Origin of the sequence: Soonwooa sp. (assembly GCF_030151385.1) — a bacterium.
GTDB lineage: Bacteria > Bacteroidota > Bacteroidia > Flavobacteriales > Weeksellaceae > Soonwooa.
Window position 1 is genome coordinate 12572 of the sequence record NZ_JASLDS010000061.1, and the last position, 18291, is coordinate 30862.

General features: G+C 35.5%; 18 protein-coding genes. 15 read left to right on the top strand and 3 right to left on the bottom strand.

Going from position 1 to position 18291, the window contains the following annotated elements; translation table 11 throughout:
• Positions 1-30: 30 nt before the first annotated feature.
• The 15 genes from Q1V95_RS11855 to Q1V95_RS11925 all read left to right on the top strand — a co-directional run bounded on the left by Q1V95_RS11855 (position 31) and on the right by Q1V95_RS11925 (position 15681).
• On the top strand, positions 31-1056 hold the full coding sequence (locus Q1V95_RS11855) for a rod shape-determining protein (RefSeq protein WP_079666444.1): 1026 nt from the start codon (positions 31-33) through the stop codon (positions 1054-1056).
• A 27-nt stretch (positions 1057-1083) separates the two neighbouring features.
• The gene (gene mreC / locus Q1V95_RS11860) at positions 1084-1938 is read left to right on the top strand and encodes a rod shape-determining protein MreC (RefSeq protein WP_300674186.1); all 855 of its coding nucleotides are present in this window, start codon (positions 1084-1086) and stop codon (positions 1936-1938) included.
• Positions 1928-2434 carry a rod shape-determining protein MreD gene (locus Q1V95_RS11865; protein WP_300674188.1) on the top strand — a complete coding sequence of 169 codons (507 nt, stop codon included), beginning with the start codon at positions 1928-1930 and terminating at the stop codon, positions 2432-2434. Before mreC ends, Q1V95_RS11865 begins: the two co-directional genes overlap by 11 nt.
• Positions 2431-4410, top strand: a complete 1980-nt coding sequence (locus tag Q1V95_RS11870; protein WP_300674189.1) for a penicillin-binding transpeptidase domain-containing protein — start codon at positions 2431-2433, stop codon at positions 4408-4410. The genes Q1V95_RS11865 and Q1V95_RS11870 overlap by 4 nt, the downstream gene beginning before the upstream one ends.
• The gene (rodA, locus tag Q1V95_RS11875; protein ID WP_300674191.1) at positions 4407-5660 is read left to right on the top strand and encodes a rod shape-determining protein RodA; all 1254 of its coding nucleotides are present in this window, start codon (positions 4407-4409) and stop codon (positions 5658-5660) included. Before Q1V95_RS11870 ends, rodA begins: the two co-directional genes overlap by 4 nt.
• Before the next feature lie 30 nt (positions 5661-5690).
• Positions 5691-6374, top strand: coding sequence for a M15 family metallopeptidase (locus Q1V95_RS11880; protein WP_300674193.1), 684 nt, complete (start codon positions 5691-5693; stop codon positions 6372-6374).
• Positions 6375-6631: 257 nt separating this feature from the next.
• The gene (locus Q1V95_RS11885; RefSeq protein ID WP_300674195.1) at positions 6632-6952 is read left to right on the top strand and encodes a hypothetical protein; all 321 of its coding nucleotides are present in this window, start codon (positions 6632-6634) and stop codon (positions 6950-6952) included.
• 236 nt (positions 6953-7188) lie between these two features.
• Positions 7189-7920, top strand: coding sequence for a hypothetical protein (locus Q1V95_RS11890; RefSeq protein ID WP_300674197.1), 732 nt, complete (start codon positions 7189-7191; stop codon positions 7918-7920).
• Positions 7913-8662 (top strand): hypothetical protein, encoded by a 750-nt coding sequence (locus tag Q1V95_RS11895; protein ID WP_300674199.1) that lies wholly within the window; start codon positions 7913-7915, stop codon positions 8660-8662. The genes Q1V95_RS11890 and Q1V95_RS11895 overlap by 8 nt, the downstream gene beginning before the upstream one ends.
• Before the next feature lie 154 nt (positions 8663-8816).
• Positions 8817-10253, top strand: a complete 1437-nt coding sequence (gene miaB / locus Q1V95_RS11900; protein WP_300674201.1) for a tRNA (N6-isopentenyl adenosine(37)-C2)-methylthiotransferase MiaB — start codon at positions 8817-8819, stop codon at positions 10251-10253.
• A gap of 22 nt (positions 10254-10275) precedes the next feature.
• Entirely contained in the window at positions 10276-11418 is a 1143-nt protein-coding gene (locus Q1V95_RS11905; RefSeq protein WP_300674202.1) for a PDDEXK nuclease domain-containing protein, read from the top strand.
• 5 nt (positions 11419-11423) lie between these two features.
• The gene (locus tag Q1V95_RS11910; RefSeq protein WP_300674204.1) at positions 11424-11771 is read left to right on the top strand and encodes a hypothetical protein; all 348 of its coding nucleotides are present in this window, start codon (positions 11424-11426) and stop codon (positions 11769-11771) included.
• A gap of 61 nt (positions 11772-11832) precedes the next feature.
• Positions 11833-13119, top strand: a complete 1287-nt coding sequence (locus Q1V95_RS11915; RefSeq protein WP_300674206.1) for a sigma-54 dependent transcriptional regulator — start codon at positions 11833-11835, stop codon at positions 13117-13119.
• Positions 13120-13132: 13 nt separating this feature from the next.
• On the top strand, positions 13133-13687 hold the full coding sequence (locus tag Q1V95_RS11920; RefSeq protein WP_300674208.1) for an LptE family protein: 555 nt from the start codon (positions 13133-13135) through the stop codon (positions 13685-13687).
• 2 nt (positions 13688-13689) lie between these two features.
• Positions 13690-15681 (top strand): hypothetical protein, encoded by a 1992-nt coding sequence (locus tag Q1V95_RS11925; RefSeq protein WP_300674210.1) that lies wholly within the window; start codon positions 13690-13692, stop codon positions 15679-15681.
• Between the two features lie 11 nt (positions 15682-15692).
• Here Q1V95_RS11925 and Q1V95_RS11930 read toward each other — a convergent pair whose 3' ends face one another.
• The 3 genes from Q1V95_RS11930 to Q1V95_RS11940 form a co-directional block, all read right to left on the bottom strand.
• Positions 15693-16334 (bottom strand): response regulator transcription factor, encoded by a 642-nt coding sequence (locus Q1V95_RS11930; protein WP_300674212.1) that lies wholly within the window; start codon positions 16332-16334, stop codon positions 15693-15695.
• Between the two features lie 15 nt (positions 16335-16349).
• Positions 16350-17144: an ATP-binding protein gene (locus tag Q1V95_RS11935; RefSeq protein WP_300674214.1), complete on the bottom strand. Its 795-nt coding sequence runs from the start codon at positions 17142-17144 to the stop codon at positions 16350-16352.
• 279 nt (positions 17145-17423) lie between these two features.
• Positions 17424-18236 carry a M48 family metallopeptidase gene (locus Q1V95_RS11940; protein ID WP_300674216.1) on the bottom strand — a complete coding sequence of 271 codons (813 nt, stop codon included), beginning with the start codon at positions 18234-18236 and terminating at the stop codon, positions 17424-17426.
• Between the last annotated feature and the right edge of the window lie 55 nt (positions 18237-18291).

An 18291-nucleotide genomic window follows, 5' to 3' on the forward strand; every position in this document is an offset into this window, starting at 1 on the left:
TCTTTGTAAATTAAAATAGACAGGAAGAAAATGGGTTTATTAGATATGTTTACGCAAGAAATTGCGATTGACTTAGGTACAGCAAATACATTAATAATTCACAATAATAAAATCGTTATAGATCAGCCATCTATCGTGGCGATCGAAAGACAAAGTGGGAAGCCTATCGCTGTTGGTGAGCAGGCAAAACACATGCAAGGAAAAACGCATGAGGACATCAAAACCATTCGTCCTTTGAAGGATGGCGTTATTGCAGATTTCCATGCTTCCGAGCACATGATTAAGGAGTTTATTAAACAGATTCCAGGTATCAAAGGGAAGTTATTCCAGCCTGCTTTGAGAATCGTAATCTGTATTCCGTCTGGTATTACAGAAGTTGAAAAACGTGCGGTTCGTGACTCTGCGCAAAAAGTAAATGCAAAAGAAGTTAGATTGATCTATGAGCCAATGGCGGCGGCGATAGGTGTTGGTATTGATGTGCAAAAGCCTGAAGGTAACATGGTTATCGACATAGGTGGTGGTACGACAGAGATTGCTGTTGTGGCGCTTGGTGGTATTGTTTGTGATAAATCTGTGAAAATTGCAGGTGATGTTTTCACAAGTGATATTGCTTATTATTTGAGAACGCACCATAATTTATATATCGGTGAAAGAACGGCAGAGCGTGTGAAAATTGAAGTGGGATCTGCTGTTGAAGAGTTGGATGTTGATATCGAAGATATTCCGGTACAAGGTCGTGACTTGATTACAGGTAAGCCAAAAGAAATTATGGTTAACTATAAAGAAATTGCTAAAGCTTTAGATAAGTCTATTATTCGTATTGAAGATGCGGTGATGGAAACGCTTTCTCTAACGCCTCCAGAATTGGCTGCAGATATTTACAAAACTGGTATCTATTTAGCTGGTGGCGGTGCTTTGTTAAGAGGTTTGGCAGATCGTATCCATAGAAAGACAGGATTGCCTGTATTTGTTGCGGAAGATCCGTTGAGAGCGGTTGTTCGTGGGACAGGTATCGCATTGAAGAATATGGATAAATTCAATTTCTTGATTAAATAATTAGTAACTTTTTACGGAACTTAACAGATGGGTTATTTGCTGAGATTATTTTCGAAGAACGCATTGTTCGTCTTCTTTATATTCTTGCAAATCATTGCAGTGGTATTGATTTTTTCTAAAAACGCGATGCAGCAATCTTTTTTGGCTGCCAAAACCGCTGCGTTCAATGCTTGGGTATCTGGCTATATTGACGAAGGAGCTTCTTATCTTAAATTAAAGCAGATTAATGATGATTTGGTTGCGCAAAACAAAGAATTGTTGCAACAACTTTATGGAAAAGAAGGTGGCGCTAATCCACAATTTCGCCGTGTTCACGATACTATTGGAGGTGGGCAAATCTATACTTTCGTAGATGGTGATGTTGTCTATAACAGTATTAATCGTCAAAATAATTATTTTACCATTAACCGAGGACGATTGCAAGGCGTGACGCCAAAAATGGGTGTTATTGCGCCAAACGGAATAGCTGGTATCGTTATTAATACAACAGATCATTATGCTTTGGTGCAATCGGTGTTGAGTGTTAATAAAATTAAAATTAGTGCTGCATTAAAGAATTCTGGCTACTTCGGAACTTTGGAATGGAAAGGTGATGATTCTAGAATGATGCACTTGTCAGATATTCCAAAATATGTTTCGCTAAAAGTTGGTGATACTGTTGTGACTGATGGACGTTCTGCTATTTTTCCAAAAGGTGTTATGGTCGGTAAAGTTGCAGGTTATGAAGTTGATACCAAAACAGGCTTCTGGGATGTTTCTGTAGAATTAAATGAAAAAATGGGGCCACTAAGTAAGGTTTTTGTTGTTAAAAATCTTAAAAAAATGGAGGTTCAAAAGATACAAGATACTTTACAAGTACAGATGAATAAAGATGGTAAGTAGAAACATATTTTCCGATATTGTATTGATCGCCATTTTGGTGTCGATTCAGATTTTTTTACTGAATCGCATTACGCTTTTCGGGAAGTATATTCCAGTGCTATATCCAGTCTTTGTGATGTTCTATCCTTTTTTTAGAAATAATTTTCAGTTTTTAGGACTTAGTTTTATATTGGGTTTATCAATTGATGCTTTTCTCGGGACTTGGGGAATTAACGCGTTGGCAACGACAACCATTGCCTATTTTAGGATGTTGATTTTTAGAACTTCTACAGATACTTCAACTGACTTTTTTTCGTTTCAATCAATACAATGGTTGCAATTTGTCGTTTTCATTTTGACCAGTATTTTTATACATCAGCTGATTGTACAATACGTTGAGTTTTTTAAACCCGAACGTTTTTTCCAAATTTTGTTGAATGTTGTTATAACAAGTCTTATCTCATTTGTATTTATTATCGCTTACGCATTAGCATTTAAAATTAAACAGAAAATTTGAAGCCTCAATATCTCAAGCTTATTGGTATTTTGATTGTTGTAGCAATTATTTTTATTGCTAGGCTTGCTTATTTACAATTGTTTACTGACAGATATGCTCTAAATGCTGCGAATACTTCCATTAAAATTGAATACGAGATCCCGCAACGTGGTGTCATCTTTGACCGCAACGGAAAAATTCTAGTTGGTAACCAACCCTCTTTTGAAATTTCCTATACAGGGGCATTAATGCGTCCAGATTTTGATACTATTGGTTTTTGTAATTTGATGAGAATTACAAAATCTGAGTTTATTGACAATATTAATACACTTAAAAAAGACCAATATTACACCAAGCTGACGCCAATGACTTTTATGAAAAATTTGAGTCGTGAAGATATGGCGCGTGTTCAGGAAATTTTGTTTAAGTATCCAGCGTTTAGTATTGTTTCTCGTCCGCAAAGAGAATATGAAGTTAACACTTCTGGCAACCTTTTAGGTTATACCAACGAGGTTAACACTGCTGATATCAAAAAAGATTCACTGTACTATCTTCCTGGGGATGTTATTGGTAAAAGTGGTGTCGAAAAGTCTTACGAAAAAGATTTGCGCGGCGAAAAAGGTATTAAATACATCCAAAAAGATATTCGTCAAAGAAACATTGGTTCCTACAAGAATGGTACTCTCGATAAAGAAGTTATCACGGGTAAAGATCTAACCCTAACTATTGATTATGATTTACAACGTATCGCCGAAGAAATGATGGTGAACAAGCGCGGGGCAATTGTTGCAATCGATCCTAACAACGGCGAAATTTTAACTTTGGCAACAGGTCCAGATATCGATCCTAATCTTTTTACTGGTCCTAACAAGATGAAAAATATCTATCGATTGACACGTGATAGTATTAATCAGCCAATGTTCGATAGATCGATCCAAGCGGCTTATCCTCCAGGATCAACGTTCAAATTGTTGACATCACTTTCTGCAATGCAAATGGGCGTTATGCAACCGTCTACTATTTTCCCTTGTGGTGGCGGATTCAGCTATATGGGCGTTCGTATCAAAGGTCACGGTGGTGCAGATCCATTAATTCCGTCAATTCAGATTTCTAGTAACTGTTATTTTTCCTATGCTTATTTAGCGATTTTAAATAAATACCCAGGCAATCCATCAAAAGGAATGCACGAGTGGAAAGATATTATGGCTAGTTTTGGACTTGGTGTTTATATGAACAACGACCTTGCTGCAGGTAGCAAAGGTTATATACCAGACGAAAATACCTACATCAAAAGAAATGGAAAAAATTGGAAACCTATTAATGCGGTTTTCAACGGTATGGGGCAGGGCGATATTTTGTTAACACCTTTACAGATGGCAAACGCGACAGCTGCTATTGCAAACAAAGGTTGGTATATTACGCCACATATTGTTAAAAATATTGATGGCAAACCAAATCCAAATCCATTATTTAGAGAAAAGAAAATTACCAAAGTAGATGCTAAACATTATGATGCCGTGCTGCAAGGTATGGAAGCTGTAATGTTACGAGGTACTGGACGTAGTTTGAGGTCTAATGATTTCACACAATTGGCGAAAACAGGTACAGCGCAGGTGCCGCAAGGTAAGGATAACTCAATTTTTGTTTTGATAGCGCCAGCAGATAAACCAAAAATTGTTGTGGCGGCAGTTATGGAGCATGCTGGTTTTGGAGCAACGTGGGCAGGACCAGCTTGTACAGTTATTGCAGAGCGTTATCTACTTGGCGAAATCAAACGTGAAAATCTTTACAAAAAGATGATTACTTCGAGCTTCCAACCAGAGTACAAACGCCAATGGAATGAATATTTAAAGAAAATTGGAAAATATGTTCCACCAAAACCTGACTCAATTAAGTTAAAAAAACTTCAGGATAGTTTAAGAGCAGTTAGTATAAAAGCCGAAAATACGGATAAAAATAAAAAAACGACTAACCCAACAAAACCTGTAAAACGATGAAGTGGGCACAAGGCATAGACAAGTTAGGAATAGGGCTTTATTTGGTAATCTGTATTTTTGCAGTCCTAAACATCAGTAGTGTTAACGAAACTTTGGGAACAAAGCAATTGACATTCTTTTGTGTTTCGTTATTTATTGGTTTAATTATTTTCTTCACCAGAACCAAATTCTTCGAAAATATGTCTGGCATTATCTATGTCGGCGGTGTTTTGTTGTTGATTGGTTTGTTTCCTTTCGGTACCGAAATTTTAGGACAAAGAAACTGGTATAAGTTCGGCGGTTTTACGATGCAGCCCGTAGAATTTGCAAAAATTGGAACATCGCTAATGGTTGCTAATTATGTTTCGAGTTCTGATTTTAATATAAAAAATACAAGATCATTATTAACTATTTTAGCCATTATCGGTGTGCCAGCAGTTGTTGTTTTGGCAATTCCCGATGTTGGCTCACTTTTGGTTTTTGGAGCATTTTTTATTGCCTTGTATCGAGAAGGTCTTAATGGTAAAGTCTTTGGCGTGGTATTTTTATTAGCTGCAATTTTCTTGATTGCCAATTACATCAATGATCCGATGGAAGAAAGTCCTTGGTATATGGTGGGAGCAATAGTCTTCGTTGGCGCTTTGTATATTTTATTTAGGTTTAATTATCTAGCGCGAGATGTTTATCGATTTATCTTTACAGGTGTTGCAATTATTGGACTTTCTGCTTTAGCTTATTTTTCTCCAAATGTTTTTGAAAAGCTGCCAACACACCAAAAGCAAAGAATTGAAGTTCTTTACAAAGGTGAATCTCGAAAAGAATTTAGAGATAATATTGGATATAATTTGCTGTATTCCAAAACTGCAATTGGCTCTGGTGGCGTCATGGGAAAAGGTTATAAGGAAGGTTCTGTAACGCAAGGGAAGTTCGTGCCAGAGCAAGAGACCGATTACATTTTCTGTACAGTTGGCGAAGAGTGGGGCTTTGTTGGAAGCGCAATTTTGATACTTTGTTACGCGCTTTATATTGGTAGAATATACTACCTCGCCGAAAATCAGAAATCTACTTTCAACAGAGTGTTTGGGTATTGTTTCGCATCGATTCTTCTTATTCACTTCTGTATCAATATTGGGATGGTTATGGGCTTGTTCCCGACTGTTGGTATTCCGTTGCCGTATTTTAGTTATGGTGGAAGTTCGTTGTTAGCGTTCTCGATTATGACGTTTATCTTTTTCAAACTTAATTACGCTGATAAGAATAGTTTAGTCTAAAATTTTGTAATTTGTGGTCAAACTTTTACCATGAATCCAAAATCACTTTTTCTCATTGTTTTTAGCCTTTTCGGATTATTTTCTTGTGCGACGCGAGAAGAGCATCTGCAAGAAGGATTTGTCTATGTTCAAAAAGAAATCCCTGATATTATTGTCGATCTGCGTTACTATGGAACACACAATTTCACAGGGCGACCAGTTGTTGGTTACGAGAAGCCTGTCCTTATCTTGTCGGCTGCTGCAACAAATTCGTTAAAGAAAGTTCAAAAAGAATTAAAAGCCAAAGGTTATGGTCTCAAAGTATTCGATGCTTATCGTCCGCAACGCGCCGTTACCAGCTTCGAAACTTGGGCTAGAAATATTAATGACACTATTGCCAAAGCCGAATTTTATCCAGATGTTGACAAGCGCGATTTGTTTACTTTGGGCTATATCGCCGCCAAATCTGGGCACACGCGTGGAAGCACGATTGACTTAACTTTGGTCGATCTCAAAACTGGAAAGGAAATCGATATGGGAAGTGCTTTTGATTTTTTCGGAAGTATTTCGCATCAAGATGCAACACAGATATCGGCGGTACAACAAGCCAATCGAATGATCCTAAAACAAGCGATGTTGCACAACAACTTCAAAGAGTACCACGAAGAGTGGTGGCATTTCACTTTGGTCAACGAACCTTTTCCAAAAACCTATTTTGACTTTCCAATAAGGTAATTTTTTTAGGAGCCGAGAACCTGCTTTCCGCTGCAATCTTTTTGGTTCGGCATAGCCTCTCACCAAAAAGGATTTCCACTACAATCAGGGCTAGGGATTTCGGATAATAATTTATAAGAGCTTTTTTAAATTTAGCAAAGAAGGTCTGAGTACTTTAAGAAAGAATACTTCGGTGTAATTTTAAACAAGTTCTTACATTTTCATTAATTTCTCTGTGATTTTATTTAAAATTTCGCATATTCGCACAAATAACATTTATGAAATCAATTATCCTTTTTGTGGCACTATGTTTTAGCGCTTTTGCTTTTTCTCAAAATACGCAACAAGATGCGGGTAATGTTTACGATACCAAAGCAGTATATCCAGGTGGTGACAATGCATTCAGAAAAGACTTTATGAACATGGTGCATGCCTATATAGATTTGGCAGCTTACAAAGTGGAAGGTCCTTTTGTTTTTGCTTTTGACATTGACGAAAAAGGAAAAATAAGTCAGCTAAGTATTTCTCCGAAAGTTAAAAATTACGAAGTTTTCAATGATGATATGCAATTCGCAATGCGAAAGGTAAAATCAAAATGAAAACCCGCCACAAAAGATGGAAAACCAGTACGTTCCAAATATTTTCTAAATATTAACTTTAACAGAATGGATTATGATGAAGAGTAAATTAATTAACATAGTTTTCCATCAATCGTTTCTGGTTCCGCATAATCTCTCGCCAAGGAGGATTTCGGTTACAATCAAATCGAGAGGTTTTGGACAATGATTTATTTCCATTTTCAACGAAAGTATACATATTCACACAAATAACATTAATGAAATTAGTTATCCTTTTTATGTTGCTATGTTTTAGCAACTTTACTTTTTCCCAAGTTATTCTTAGCGATTATCCTGTTGACCAATTTTATTATAAAGGAGGCAATATTGCATTGCAAAAAGACCTAAGTAAAGCCTTCAAAGACTTAGAACTAAAACCATGCGACAACACTATGGAAGCTTATAATATTAGCGTTTTAATAGAAAAAGATTCTTCCATTAAGTTCATAAAAGATATGGATAGTGTAAATGTCGAGAAAAATAAATGCGCTTTTACTGTTGCTCGCGAGATTATCCCGGAGCTTAAATTTTGGCAGCCAGCAGAAATTCAAGGACAGAAATTTCAGTCAATTGCTAAAATTTTAATTAATCCTTTCCAAATTGCATATTCAACAGGGGAAGGTTATGGTGATAATGTAGTACATGCTCAAATGCTTAGTGACGCCGACTATTTGCATGTTCAGCTAAAGAAAATTTTTCAAAAAACTTTTAGATTGAATATGGAACAAACTATTTATTTGAGTTTTACTGTTACCAAAGAAGGGTTAATGAAAGATTTTGTTCTTGATGGCAATTATGATAAAATTGAAGTTTCGAGAATAATAACAGATCTAAAGCACCTAAAATTGAAGTGGAAACCTGCGACATTTAATGGTGTGCCAATGGATAGTAAACAAAGAATAAATGTTAATCAACTATACAACTATGGCGAGTTATATAATAATGACTAAGAGATTAAAGCATATTTTTTTATTTTTATTGTTTTCGATGTGTCAGCTTTATATGTCGCAAACTAAATTCTTAAGTAGTTATCCTAAATTTCAAGAACCTTATGTTGGAGGAGATAAAGGATATTATAAAGATTTTCACGATATCGTATTTTCAAAGAATTTGAAGACTTGCAATGATCAAAATGAGATTTATCAATTTCGCGTATTGGTAATGCCAGATTCCACAATTTCTTTTGTCCAAGAGCTAAATGCGAATTATTTAGAAAGAAATAAATGTGCCTACGATATGGCTCGAACAGTAGCGAAGTACCAGAAAAAATGGTTGCCAGCAAATGAAGACGGGAAGGCGACACCAGCACTCGCAAGTTTTATCATTTATCCCCAAGATATTTTTAATAATTATTATGAAGGTTATTTGCCTAAAGTAACATATCCTTTCTATGGGAAGAATCCAAAAGAATCTTCAGAGAATTTTAAGAAAGATTTATTGAATAAAATTGATCTATCTCGTTTTATTTGGAACGATATTTTTTTCATGGAGATAGAGTTTATCATAAATAAAGAAGGAAAAATGGAAGATGTTGTATTGCTTAATACTTCTGGTTTAGAATCTTTCGACAAAAGAATTTTATGGGCTTTTAAAGATCTTAAAACAAAATGGAGTCCAGCCACAATTAATAGTGTTCCGTTTAATTATAGATACAGATTTAGCCTGAGAATTATTACAGATATCAAAAAATAAGACTAAATTTTCAGAAATTTTCTCCTGCCATTCTGTCAGCGAAATTTGTATCTTTGCAAACTGAACCGATTTGAAATTTGAAATTTGAAATCCAAAATTGCTTTTACACAGTTTTATTCTCAAATCTCAAATCTCAAATCTCAAATATGAGATTGTGCAAGAAAAATATATAGACGAAACCAAGCAAGGAGAAGCATTTGCAATTGCTGAAAAACCAGAAAATTCTAAGAAATTATTCTTGGAAAGTTACGGTTGCCAAATGAACTTTTCAGATTCCGAAATCGTTGCATCCATCCTTAACGAGCAAGGTTACAACACTACAACTAAAGTTGAAGAAGCAGATTTAATTCTGTTGAATACCTGCTCTATTCGTGAAAAAGCCGAGCAAACCGTGAGAATGCGTTTGTCGCAATTCAAGAATCAAAAGAAGGAAAACCCAAGTCTTACTGTTGGCGTTTTGGGCTGTATGGCAGAGCGTCTTAAAACCAAATTTTTAGAAGAAGAACATTTGGTGGATTTGGTTGTTGGCCCCGATGCTTACAGAGATTTACCCAATCTTTTAAAAGAAACCGAAGACGGTAGAGATGCCATCAACGTAATTTTATCAAAGGAGGAAACTTACGCCGACATCAATCCTGTTCGTTTGGGCGGAAATGGCGTAACGGCTTATGTGACGATTACCAGAGGTTGCGATAATATGTGTACGTTCTGCGTAGTGCCTTTCACGAGAGGGCGTGAGCGTAGTCGCGACCCGCATTCAATCCTTGAAGAATGTAAAGAATTAGCATCAAATGGCTACAAAGAAATTACACTTCTTGGTCAAAATGTTGACTCTTATTTGTGGTACGGCGGCGGTCCCAAAAAGGATTTTGCCAAAGCATCAGAAATGCAAAAAGCAACGGCTGTTGATTTTGCTCAATTGTTAGATTTGGTGGCGAAAGCAGTTCCTGAAATGAGAATTCGTTTTTCGACTTCCAATCCTCACGACATGACGACTTCGGTGTTCGAAATGATGGTAAAACACAATAACATCTGTAAATATGTTCATTTGCCAGTTCAAAGCGGTAGCGACAGAATTTTGGAGTTGATGAACCGTCAACACACACGTCAAGAATATTTAGATTTAATTAAAAAAGCGAAAGAAATCGTTCCCGATATTTCGTTTTCACAAGATATGATTGTTGGTTTCTGCACCGAAACGGAGGAAGATCACCAAGATACATTGAGCTTAATGCGCGAAGTTGAGTACGACTACGGTTATATGTTTGCCTACTCCGAAAGACCTGGAACTCCGGCTCATAAAAAAATGGAAGACGACATTCCTGCCGATGTTAAGCAAAGACGTTTGGCGGAAATTATCGCTTTGCAAGGCGAGTTGTCAAGAAAAAGAATGGCAGGTTACGTTGGAAGAAACCATGAAATTTTAATTGAAGGAACTTCCAAAAAGAACGAAAACCAATGGAAAGGTCGTAATTCTCAGAATGCCGTTTGCGTTTTTGACAAGTTAGAAGGTCAAAAAGTGGGCGACATTGTGTCTGTTTTTGTGTACGACAACACGCAAGGAACACTTTTGGGGAGAACTGCGGAATAGTTTTTAAAAATTTGGACATAAAGTGAATCTTCAAAATCAATTAATCGACAAAGTTTCGGCACTTTTAGAAATTGCCCGAAAACGTGTTGCATCTACCGTAAATCAAACTATGGTTTATACCTATTTTGAAATTGGTAGAATGATTGTGGAAGAGGAACAGAATGGAGAAGCGAGAGCTGAATATGGTAAAGGATTGTTGAAAGAACTGTCTACTCATTTAACAGAGAGGTTTGGTAGGGGATTTTCGGAAGATAATCTTTCAAATATGAGAAAATTTTATCATACGTATTCTAATAATTCAATTTCCGAAACACTGTCTCGGAAATCTGAAAACCCAATTTCGTCAACTTTGTTGACGAATTCCGAAAACCCAATTCCGCAAACACTGTCTGCGCAATCTGAAAACCAAATAGGTCAGACAGTGTCTGTCGATTTTGAAGTGGTTGAAAATAAGCCTTTTGCAAACGAACTAAACTTTAATCTTTCATGGTCGCATTATCTCAAATTAATGAGAATTGATGATAGAAATGAGAGAAGTTTTTACGAAATTGAAGCTTTCAAAAACAATTGGAGTCTGCGAGAATTGCAAAGGCAATATGATTCTGGATTGTTTGCCAGACTTTCTTTAAGTAAAAATAAAGATGAAGTTTTGGCGCTTTCAGAGAAAGGTCAAATTATAGAAAAACCTTTAGATTTAATAAAAGACCCTTATGTTTTAGAGTTTTTGGGTTTAAATGATAAAAGTTTTTATTCCGAAAATGATTTGGAGCAGAAACTGATTGATAAATTGGAGCAGTTTCTGTTAGAATTGGGGAAAGGTTTCACTTTTGTGGCGCGTCAGGAAAGGATTTCTTTTGATGAAAAGCATTTCCGAATAGATTTAGTATTTTATAATCGTATTTTGAAATGTTTTGTTTTAATTGATTTAAAAATCGGCGAATTGAAGCACCAAGATATCGGACAAATGCAAATGTATGTTAACTATTTCGACCGAGAAAAACGCATAGAAGGGGAGAATAAAACCATCGGAATTATTCTTTGTCAAGATAAAAGCAATGCTTTGGTAGAGTATACTTTGCCCGAGAATAACGATCAGATTTTTGCAAGCAAATACATGACGGTTCTTCCGTCAAAAGACGAATTGAAAAATTTATTAACGGAATAAATTAAATGAGAAGTTTATCCTACATCATAATTTTAATGAGTTTGATTGGTACTTGCCAATCGGGGAAGGCTTCTTGTGTTCAAAATAAGACGAAATGTTGCTCTTCAAATATTGCTAAAAATGTTTCTCAAGAAGAAGCGAAGCAACTTTTGAAAGAGTTCAATCATTTAATTTCAAAATACAATCAAAAGTTTTCGAAAGCAGTTTGTTCTGTTGATGAAAGTACAGGTTTCAAATTTGGATTTATTTTTAATTTTAAAGAATCCAAAAGCTTAGAATCACATTTTGATTTAATCAAAAAAATATCAAAAATTCGTAACAAAGATGATTTAGGAGAAAGGGTTGAGGCTTAAAATTAATTTTTTAAACATTAAATTTTTCAATTCTTTAGTAAAGAACTTTTAAATCAACAAAATGAACGAATTACAAAACATAAAAAATCGCTTCGGTATTATCGGGAATTTTCCTGCACTCAACCGAGCGTTAGAAAAGGCGATTCAAGTCGCACCAACGGATATTTCCGTTTTAGTTATCGGGGAAAGTGGAGTAGGAAAAGAATTTATTCCTAAAATTATCCACGCCGAATCCAAAAGAAAACATCAACCTTATATCGTTGTCAATTGTGGCGCAATCCCAGAAGGAACGATAGATTCCGAGCTTTTTGGTCACGAAAAAGGAGCATTTACAGGTGCAACTGCAACCAGAAAAGGTTATTTCGAAGTGGCCGATGGTGGAACAATTTTCTTAGACGAAGTTGGGGAATTGCCTTTGCAAACGCAAGTTCGTTTGCTTCGTGTTCTTGAAAGTGGAGAATTTATGAAAGTGGGTTCTTCTCAAATTCAAAAAACCAATGTAAGAATCGTGGCGGCAACCAATGTCAACATGATGAAAGCAATCCACGATGGGCGTTTCCGTGAAGATTTGTACTATCGTTTGAACACGGTTCAAATTGATATGCCGGCTTTGCGTGAGAGAAAAGGCGATATTCATCTTTTATTTAGAAAATTTGCCATTGACTTTGCAGAGAAATACAGAATGCCAGAGCTGGAATTGGAGCCAAGTGCAGTAACTTATTTAGAAAATTACAGCTTTCCAGGAAATGTTCGTCAGTTAAGAAATTTGGTGGAGCAATTAACTGTTGTAGAGCGAAATCGCAAAATTACAGCTGAAAAATTGGCGGAATATATCCCGATGGAAAAGCATCTTCCGATGTTGGTAAATCAAAACTCCAATAGCGGACAAACCGATTTCGGAAACGAGAGAGAAATCATGTACAAGGTTCTTTTTGATATGAGAAACGACATCAATGATTTAAAATCCTTAACTTCGGAGTTGATAAAAAATCGCGGAAATTCAGATTTGAGCAATCAAGAAAAAAACTTAATTAATCGTATCTACACACCAACTGAAGCTCCGCCTAGTCAGAGTCCAAATTCATTATTGTATTTTGAACCAACGGAAAATCAGACAATGCAGCCATCTGTGATTAACTCTGATATTGTGGATCCTTACGAGGATGTGATGGACATCGAAGTAGAAGAAGCAAAGCCAGAATCTTTGTCACTTCAGAATAATGAAAAAGATTTGATTATTAAAGCTTTAGAAAAACATCGTGGTCGTCGTAACAAAGCGGCAGACGAGCTTGGTATTTCGCAAAGAACACTTTACAGAAAAATTAAACAATATAATCTAGAGGATTAAAATGAAATTTTATATGTCAAATGCACCAACCAAATTCTTGAAAAAACTATTGTTTTTTTCACTATTTGTGCCATTGTTGTCTTTGGTGAGTTGTTACAGTTTTACAGGTTCTTCTCTAAGTCCAGAGACAAAAACCTTTCTTATTCGACCATTTCCGAATAATGCTGCTAACAATAACCCCAATCTTAGCCAAGATTTTACCGTGGCTCTGCAAAATAGATTTGCCCAAAGAACAACCTTGAAAGGTGCTGTTGACAAAGCTGATATTATCATAGAAGGCGAAATAACGGACTATAATATTACGCCAACGACGATTTCGACGCCCGTGGAAAGTAGTCAAACAGGAAATATGATACAGGCAGCGCAAAACAAATTGACAATTACAGTGAAAGTTCATTACGAAAATCACGTTCCCAAAGAGGAGAGTAAAAGCTTTGACAGAACCTATTCCGACGAGGTAACCTTTAATAGTGATATGGATTTGATGACGATAGAATCTACTCAGGTCAAAGTTGTTAATGAGCGTATCATCAACAAAATTTTTAACGATATTGTAGCAAACTGGTAATTATGAATGCACGAATTATTGAGCTTCTTCAGCAACCCTCATTAATGCAAGCAAATGATTTGCAGCTTTTGGAAAAACAGATTGCGCATACACCTTATGTGCAAAATGTGCGAGCGCTTTATTTGTACGGCATTCATCTTTACAATCCTGCACGATATAAGGAAGTATTGACAACTACTGCGGCATATACGACAGACAAAAAGATTTTGTATCAATTTATTAATAAAAAGAATATCACAGAATCTTCTGTTGAACCAGAATTAAAGGCGGAAGAATCAACTTCAGTTGTTAATAATGATAACAAAATTGATAAAAGTATTGAAGCAATTAAAACTTCTCCTTTTTCAAGTTTAAAGGCTAAAGAAGCAACTTCACCGATTTCTGAAAAAGAAGCTGAAGTTGAATCTGGTTTAAGTTTAGAATCGATTGACGAAAATTTATCAGAAAATAAGGTTGAATCTTCGGAATCTGAAATTCAGAAGGAAGAAGATGTGATGAATGTCGAGGAAGGTTCTAAGGATGAAGTTATCACCGATGAAACTCCGATTTCGGAAAAAGAAACTGAAGTTGAATCTGGTTTAAGTTTAGAATCGATTGATGACAATTTAACAGAAAATAAAGTCGAATCTTCGGAATCTGAAATTCAGAAAGAAGAAGATGTGATGAATGTCGAGGAAGGTTCTAAAGATGAAGTTATCACTGATGAAACTCCGATTTCGGAAAAAGAAGCCGAAGTTGAATCTGATTTAAGTTTAGAATCAATTGACGAAAATTTATCAGAGAATAAAGCTGAATCTTCGGAATCTGAAATTCAGAAAGAAGAAGATGTGGTGAATGTTGAGGAAGGTTCTAAAGATGAAGTTATCACTGATGAAACATCGTTTTCTGAAAAAGCAGAAGAACTAAATACAGACGTTAGTTTTGAAGGAATTGATGATTTCTTACCGCAAGTTAAATTCGAAGTTCCAAAAAATCACCATAAGTTTTTAAACCCTCCAAAATTTGAGGTTAAAGAACATAAACCCGTTCAAATTGAGGAAAAACCTACTGGAATTGTCTTTGATGAAGAAAAGCCTAACAATTCCGAAATCGAAGAGCAGCCAGTATTAGAACATCAATCTCTAGATTTTGGACCTTTTTCGCATGAAGAAGAACCAATTGTAAAAGAAGAGGTTTCTGTTCCTGTTGAAAAAGTAGAGGAGGTTAGTCCAAGGGATTCTGTAGAATCCAAAACCGAGTCTTCTTGGAAACCGATGACTTTGGACGCAAATCAACCTGATGCATTGATTGGGAAAACTGCAATTGCTCCTGCTCCTGTAATTTCTAAAGCGGAAGTTAAAACAGAAGTTTTAAAAGAGGAAACTGTGGAACTTCCAAAGCAAGAGATTAAACTTGAAGAAGTTAAACAACCTCAATTATCTGTGGAATCAGAAGCAAAAGAAGAGCAAAAGGACGAAAACACTTTGGAGCAAACTGAAGAAGAAAAGCGTCCTATTTTGAATGTTTCATTCTTTGGAGATTCTTTAGCTTTTGTTAGAGAAGAAGAAAAATCAGTTGTTAAAGCCGAAGAAAATATAATTGAAGAGCCAAAATCTGTTGAAGAAATTGTACCAGTTTTAGAGGCGCAAAGTGGTGTCAAAACATCAAAAAGTAATGTCGGTCAGTTTATTAATACTTGGCAAAGTTGGTTGAAAATTGACCGTTCAGCGGAAATAGAAAAGGATAAAGAAGTTAAAAAGCAAAAAGCAATTGACGAATTTATCGAAAATCAACCGAAAATCACTCAGCTAAAAGATGAAGCTAGTTTTGTCATAAAAGAGAAGAAAGAAGATATTTCGCATTTGATGACGGAGACTTTAGCAAATCTTTATTTGGAGCAAAAGTTATATTCTAAAGCGATAAAAGCTTTTGAAACGCTAATCACAAAACATCCAGACAAAGCTGAATATTTTGCGCAAAAGATTGAAGAAGTTAAAGAACAAAGAAAAGCTTAATATTAACCCGCCTAGACTTCAATTATTTTATGCTTTATAGCATAAAGTACAATCCCGATTCTGGTTTTAACATCGAGTTTCTGAAAAAGATTTTCGCGATAACCATCGATCGTTTTATGACTTAGGCACATAATGTCAGCGATTTCTTTATAGGTTTTTTCGGTGCAAGCGAGTTTAATAAATTCCAGTTCTCGATCTTTTAGAACCAGCTCTTCTTCCGTTTTATTCAATGAATGAATCAAAAAATTGGAAACCATTTCGGTGTAATAGAAACCTTTCTCGTGCACCTCATCAACAGCTTGTTTAAAGAGATTTGGACTGGTATCTTTTAATATGTAGCCTTTCGCACCGTTGGTCAACATTTGCATTACTGTATCTTCATCATTATTAACAGATAAAGCGAGGACTTTTAGGTTGTGATGCTTATTATTGAGATGTTTCATCGTTTCGATACCATTCATAATAGGCATATTAACATCCAACAGAACGACATCTGGAGCAACATCGCCATTTTCCAAAGCTGCAATAAAATCTTTTCCATTAAGAAAATGACCTATCACATTATAATCTCCAAAAGTACCAATGAGATAACTTAAGGATTGTGCAAACAATTGATGGTCATCAACAATAACAATCTTCAGTTTTTCCTTCATATATATTTTACAACATTACAAATATGGATAATCAATGGTCAGCTCTGTGCCCTGTCCAATTTTGGAATTAATCTCACATTTTGCATTTATTAATTTGGCTCTACTTTTAATATTTCTAAGCCCAACTCCTGACATTATTTTTCCCTTAACAACAAATCCCTTACCATAATCTTGAATACGTATAAAACAATTTTGGATTGTATTTACTATTTCTAAATCAATCTTACGACTTTGCGAGTGTTTCAAAATATTATTAATAATTTCCTGTAACATTCTGTACACAATAATCTGATGATCCATTGGGATATTAAAAGGACGATCGCCAACAAGGCTAAAATGACATTCGATATTTTTTAACAATTCTATTCGCTGTAGATCTTGCTGTACCAAATCTGTGAAAAGTACTTCATCTTGGACATCCGCCAAACTGGCTTTAGAAACAAAGCGAATTTCATCCAAAGATTTTTCTACAAGACTTTTTATCGCAATGGAATTTTCTTTTTCATAATCATCGGTCTGACGGTCAATTTGCATGTTGAGTTGCATTAGCGCCACCGAAAGAATTTGTCCAACATTATCGTGCAACTCTTTGCTAAAAGCTAAAGTCCGTTCTTCTCTAATTTCTAATAACGAACTCTGCAAAGCAGATTGAAATTCTATTTTATCTTCTAAACCTTGGATATGAGAATTTGATTTTCCTCTTTTTTTGAAAAAAATAATAGCAACCAATACCAGCATTATAAATAATCCACCAAAAACCAATAGGATTTCCAGCTTGCTAACCTCAACCATCTTAAAAAAATAATCCATTGATTTTCACCAATTAGAAATTAGAAAATACGAATCAATAAATCATCTTCAAAGAATCAAATCGACAAGTGCAGCAAAATTAGCTTTAAAGCCAAACATACAAAAGGGGAAATTTCCCCTTAATTTTTACGGCTATTTCCTGATGAATTCATTCATAATAAATTATACATTTGGTACTATAAAAACACAAGACAAATACAACTAATAACCATTCAAACTAAAAAGAGACTAACACAATTGCTAGTCTCTTTCTAGTTTTATAACAGTTTAAGTAATTTCTTACTTCGTAAGTTTAGTTTTGGGTAAAGTTACTGTTCCTGGATCTTTCCAAAGTCCGTCTTTTTCAGCTCTTTTTTTGATAACATCTGCACGTTTGTTGCTATCCGGATGCGAGTTGAACATCTTTTGGAAACCACTTTGTTTTCCACCTTCTTCGGAAAGTAAAGCCAACTTTTTGAATGCCGTATATTCTGCCACGACATTATATCCATTTGCTTTCATAAAGTCATAAGAATAAGCATCGGCTTCAGATTCTTGTTTTTTACTGTGAGAAGCATCAATCATCGCATTCGCCATTTCACCAAGTTGGCTGTCATTAAGCGTTGCAACAGTTTTTGAACTTGCTGAGGCAGCATCCATTGCAGCAGCTTTTAGATAAGCAGCTTTAATAGCATCTTTAGTATCTTCATTTTTAACGTGACCAATTTCGTGACCGATAACCGCTAGGATTTCGTCATCCGTCATGATGTCCATTAACGAAGAGAAAACGCGAACACTTCCATCTGCACAAGCAAATGCATTGATGTCAACAACCTTGTATACTTTGTAGTTAAGGTTAAGACCATCTTGCGTTTTATGTTTTGCAAACAGTTTATTTAATCGAATTGTGTAAGGATCTTTCGGACCTGCAACAGGATTGTTTTTATCCATCCAAGCGACACCTTCCTTAGCAAGTTTAACAGCGTCAGCATTGCTGAACGTTAAAGCTTTCAAGCCTTTTGTACCAACGTCCAAGGCTTTATTTAGATTGAACTGAGCTTTAATAGTAGCGCATGAGCCAATAAGAAAGGCTCCAATAATTAACTTTTTCATAACTTTTATTTTCTGAAAGGTAGAAAAAATAATCAGTAAAAATGCAGTTGATGAA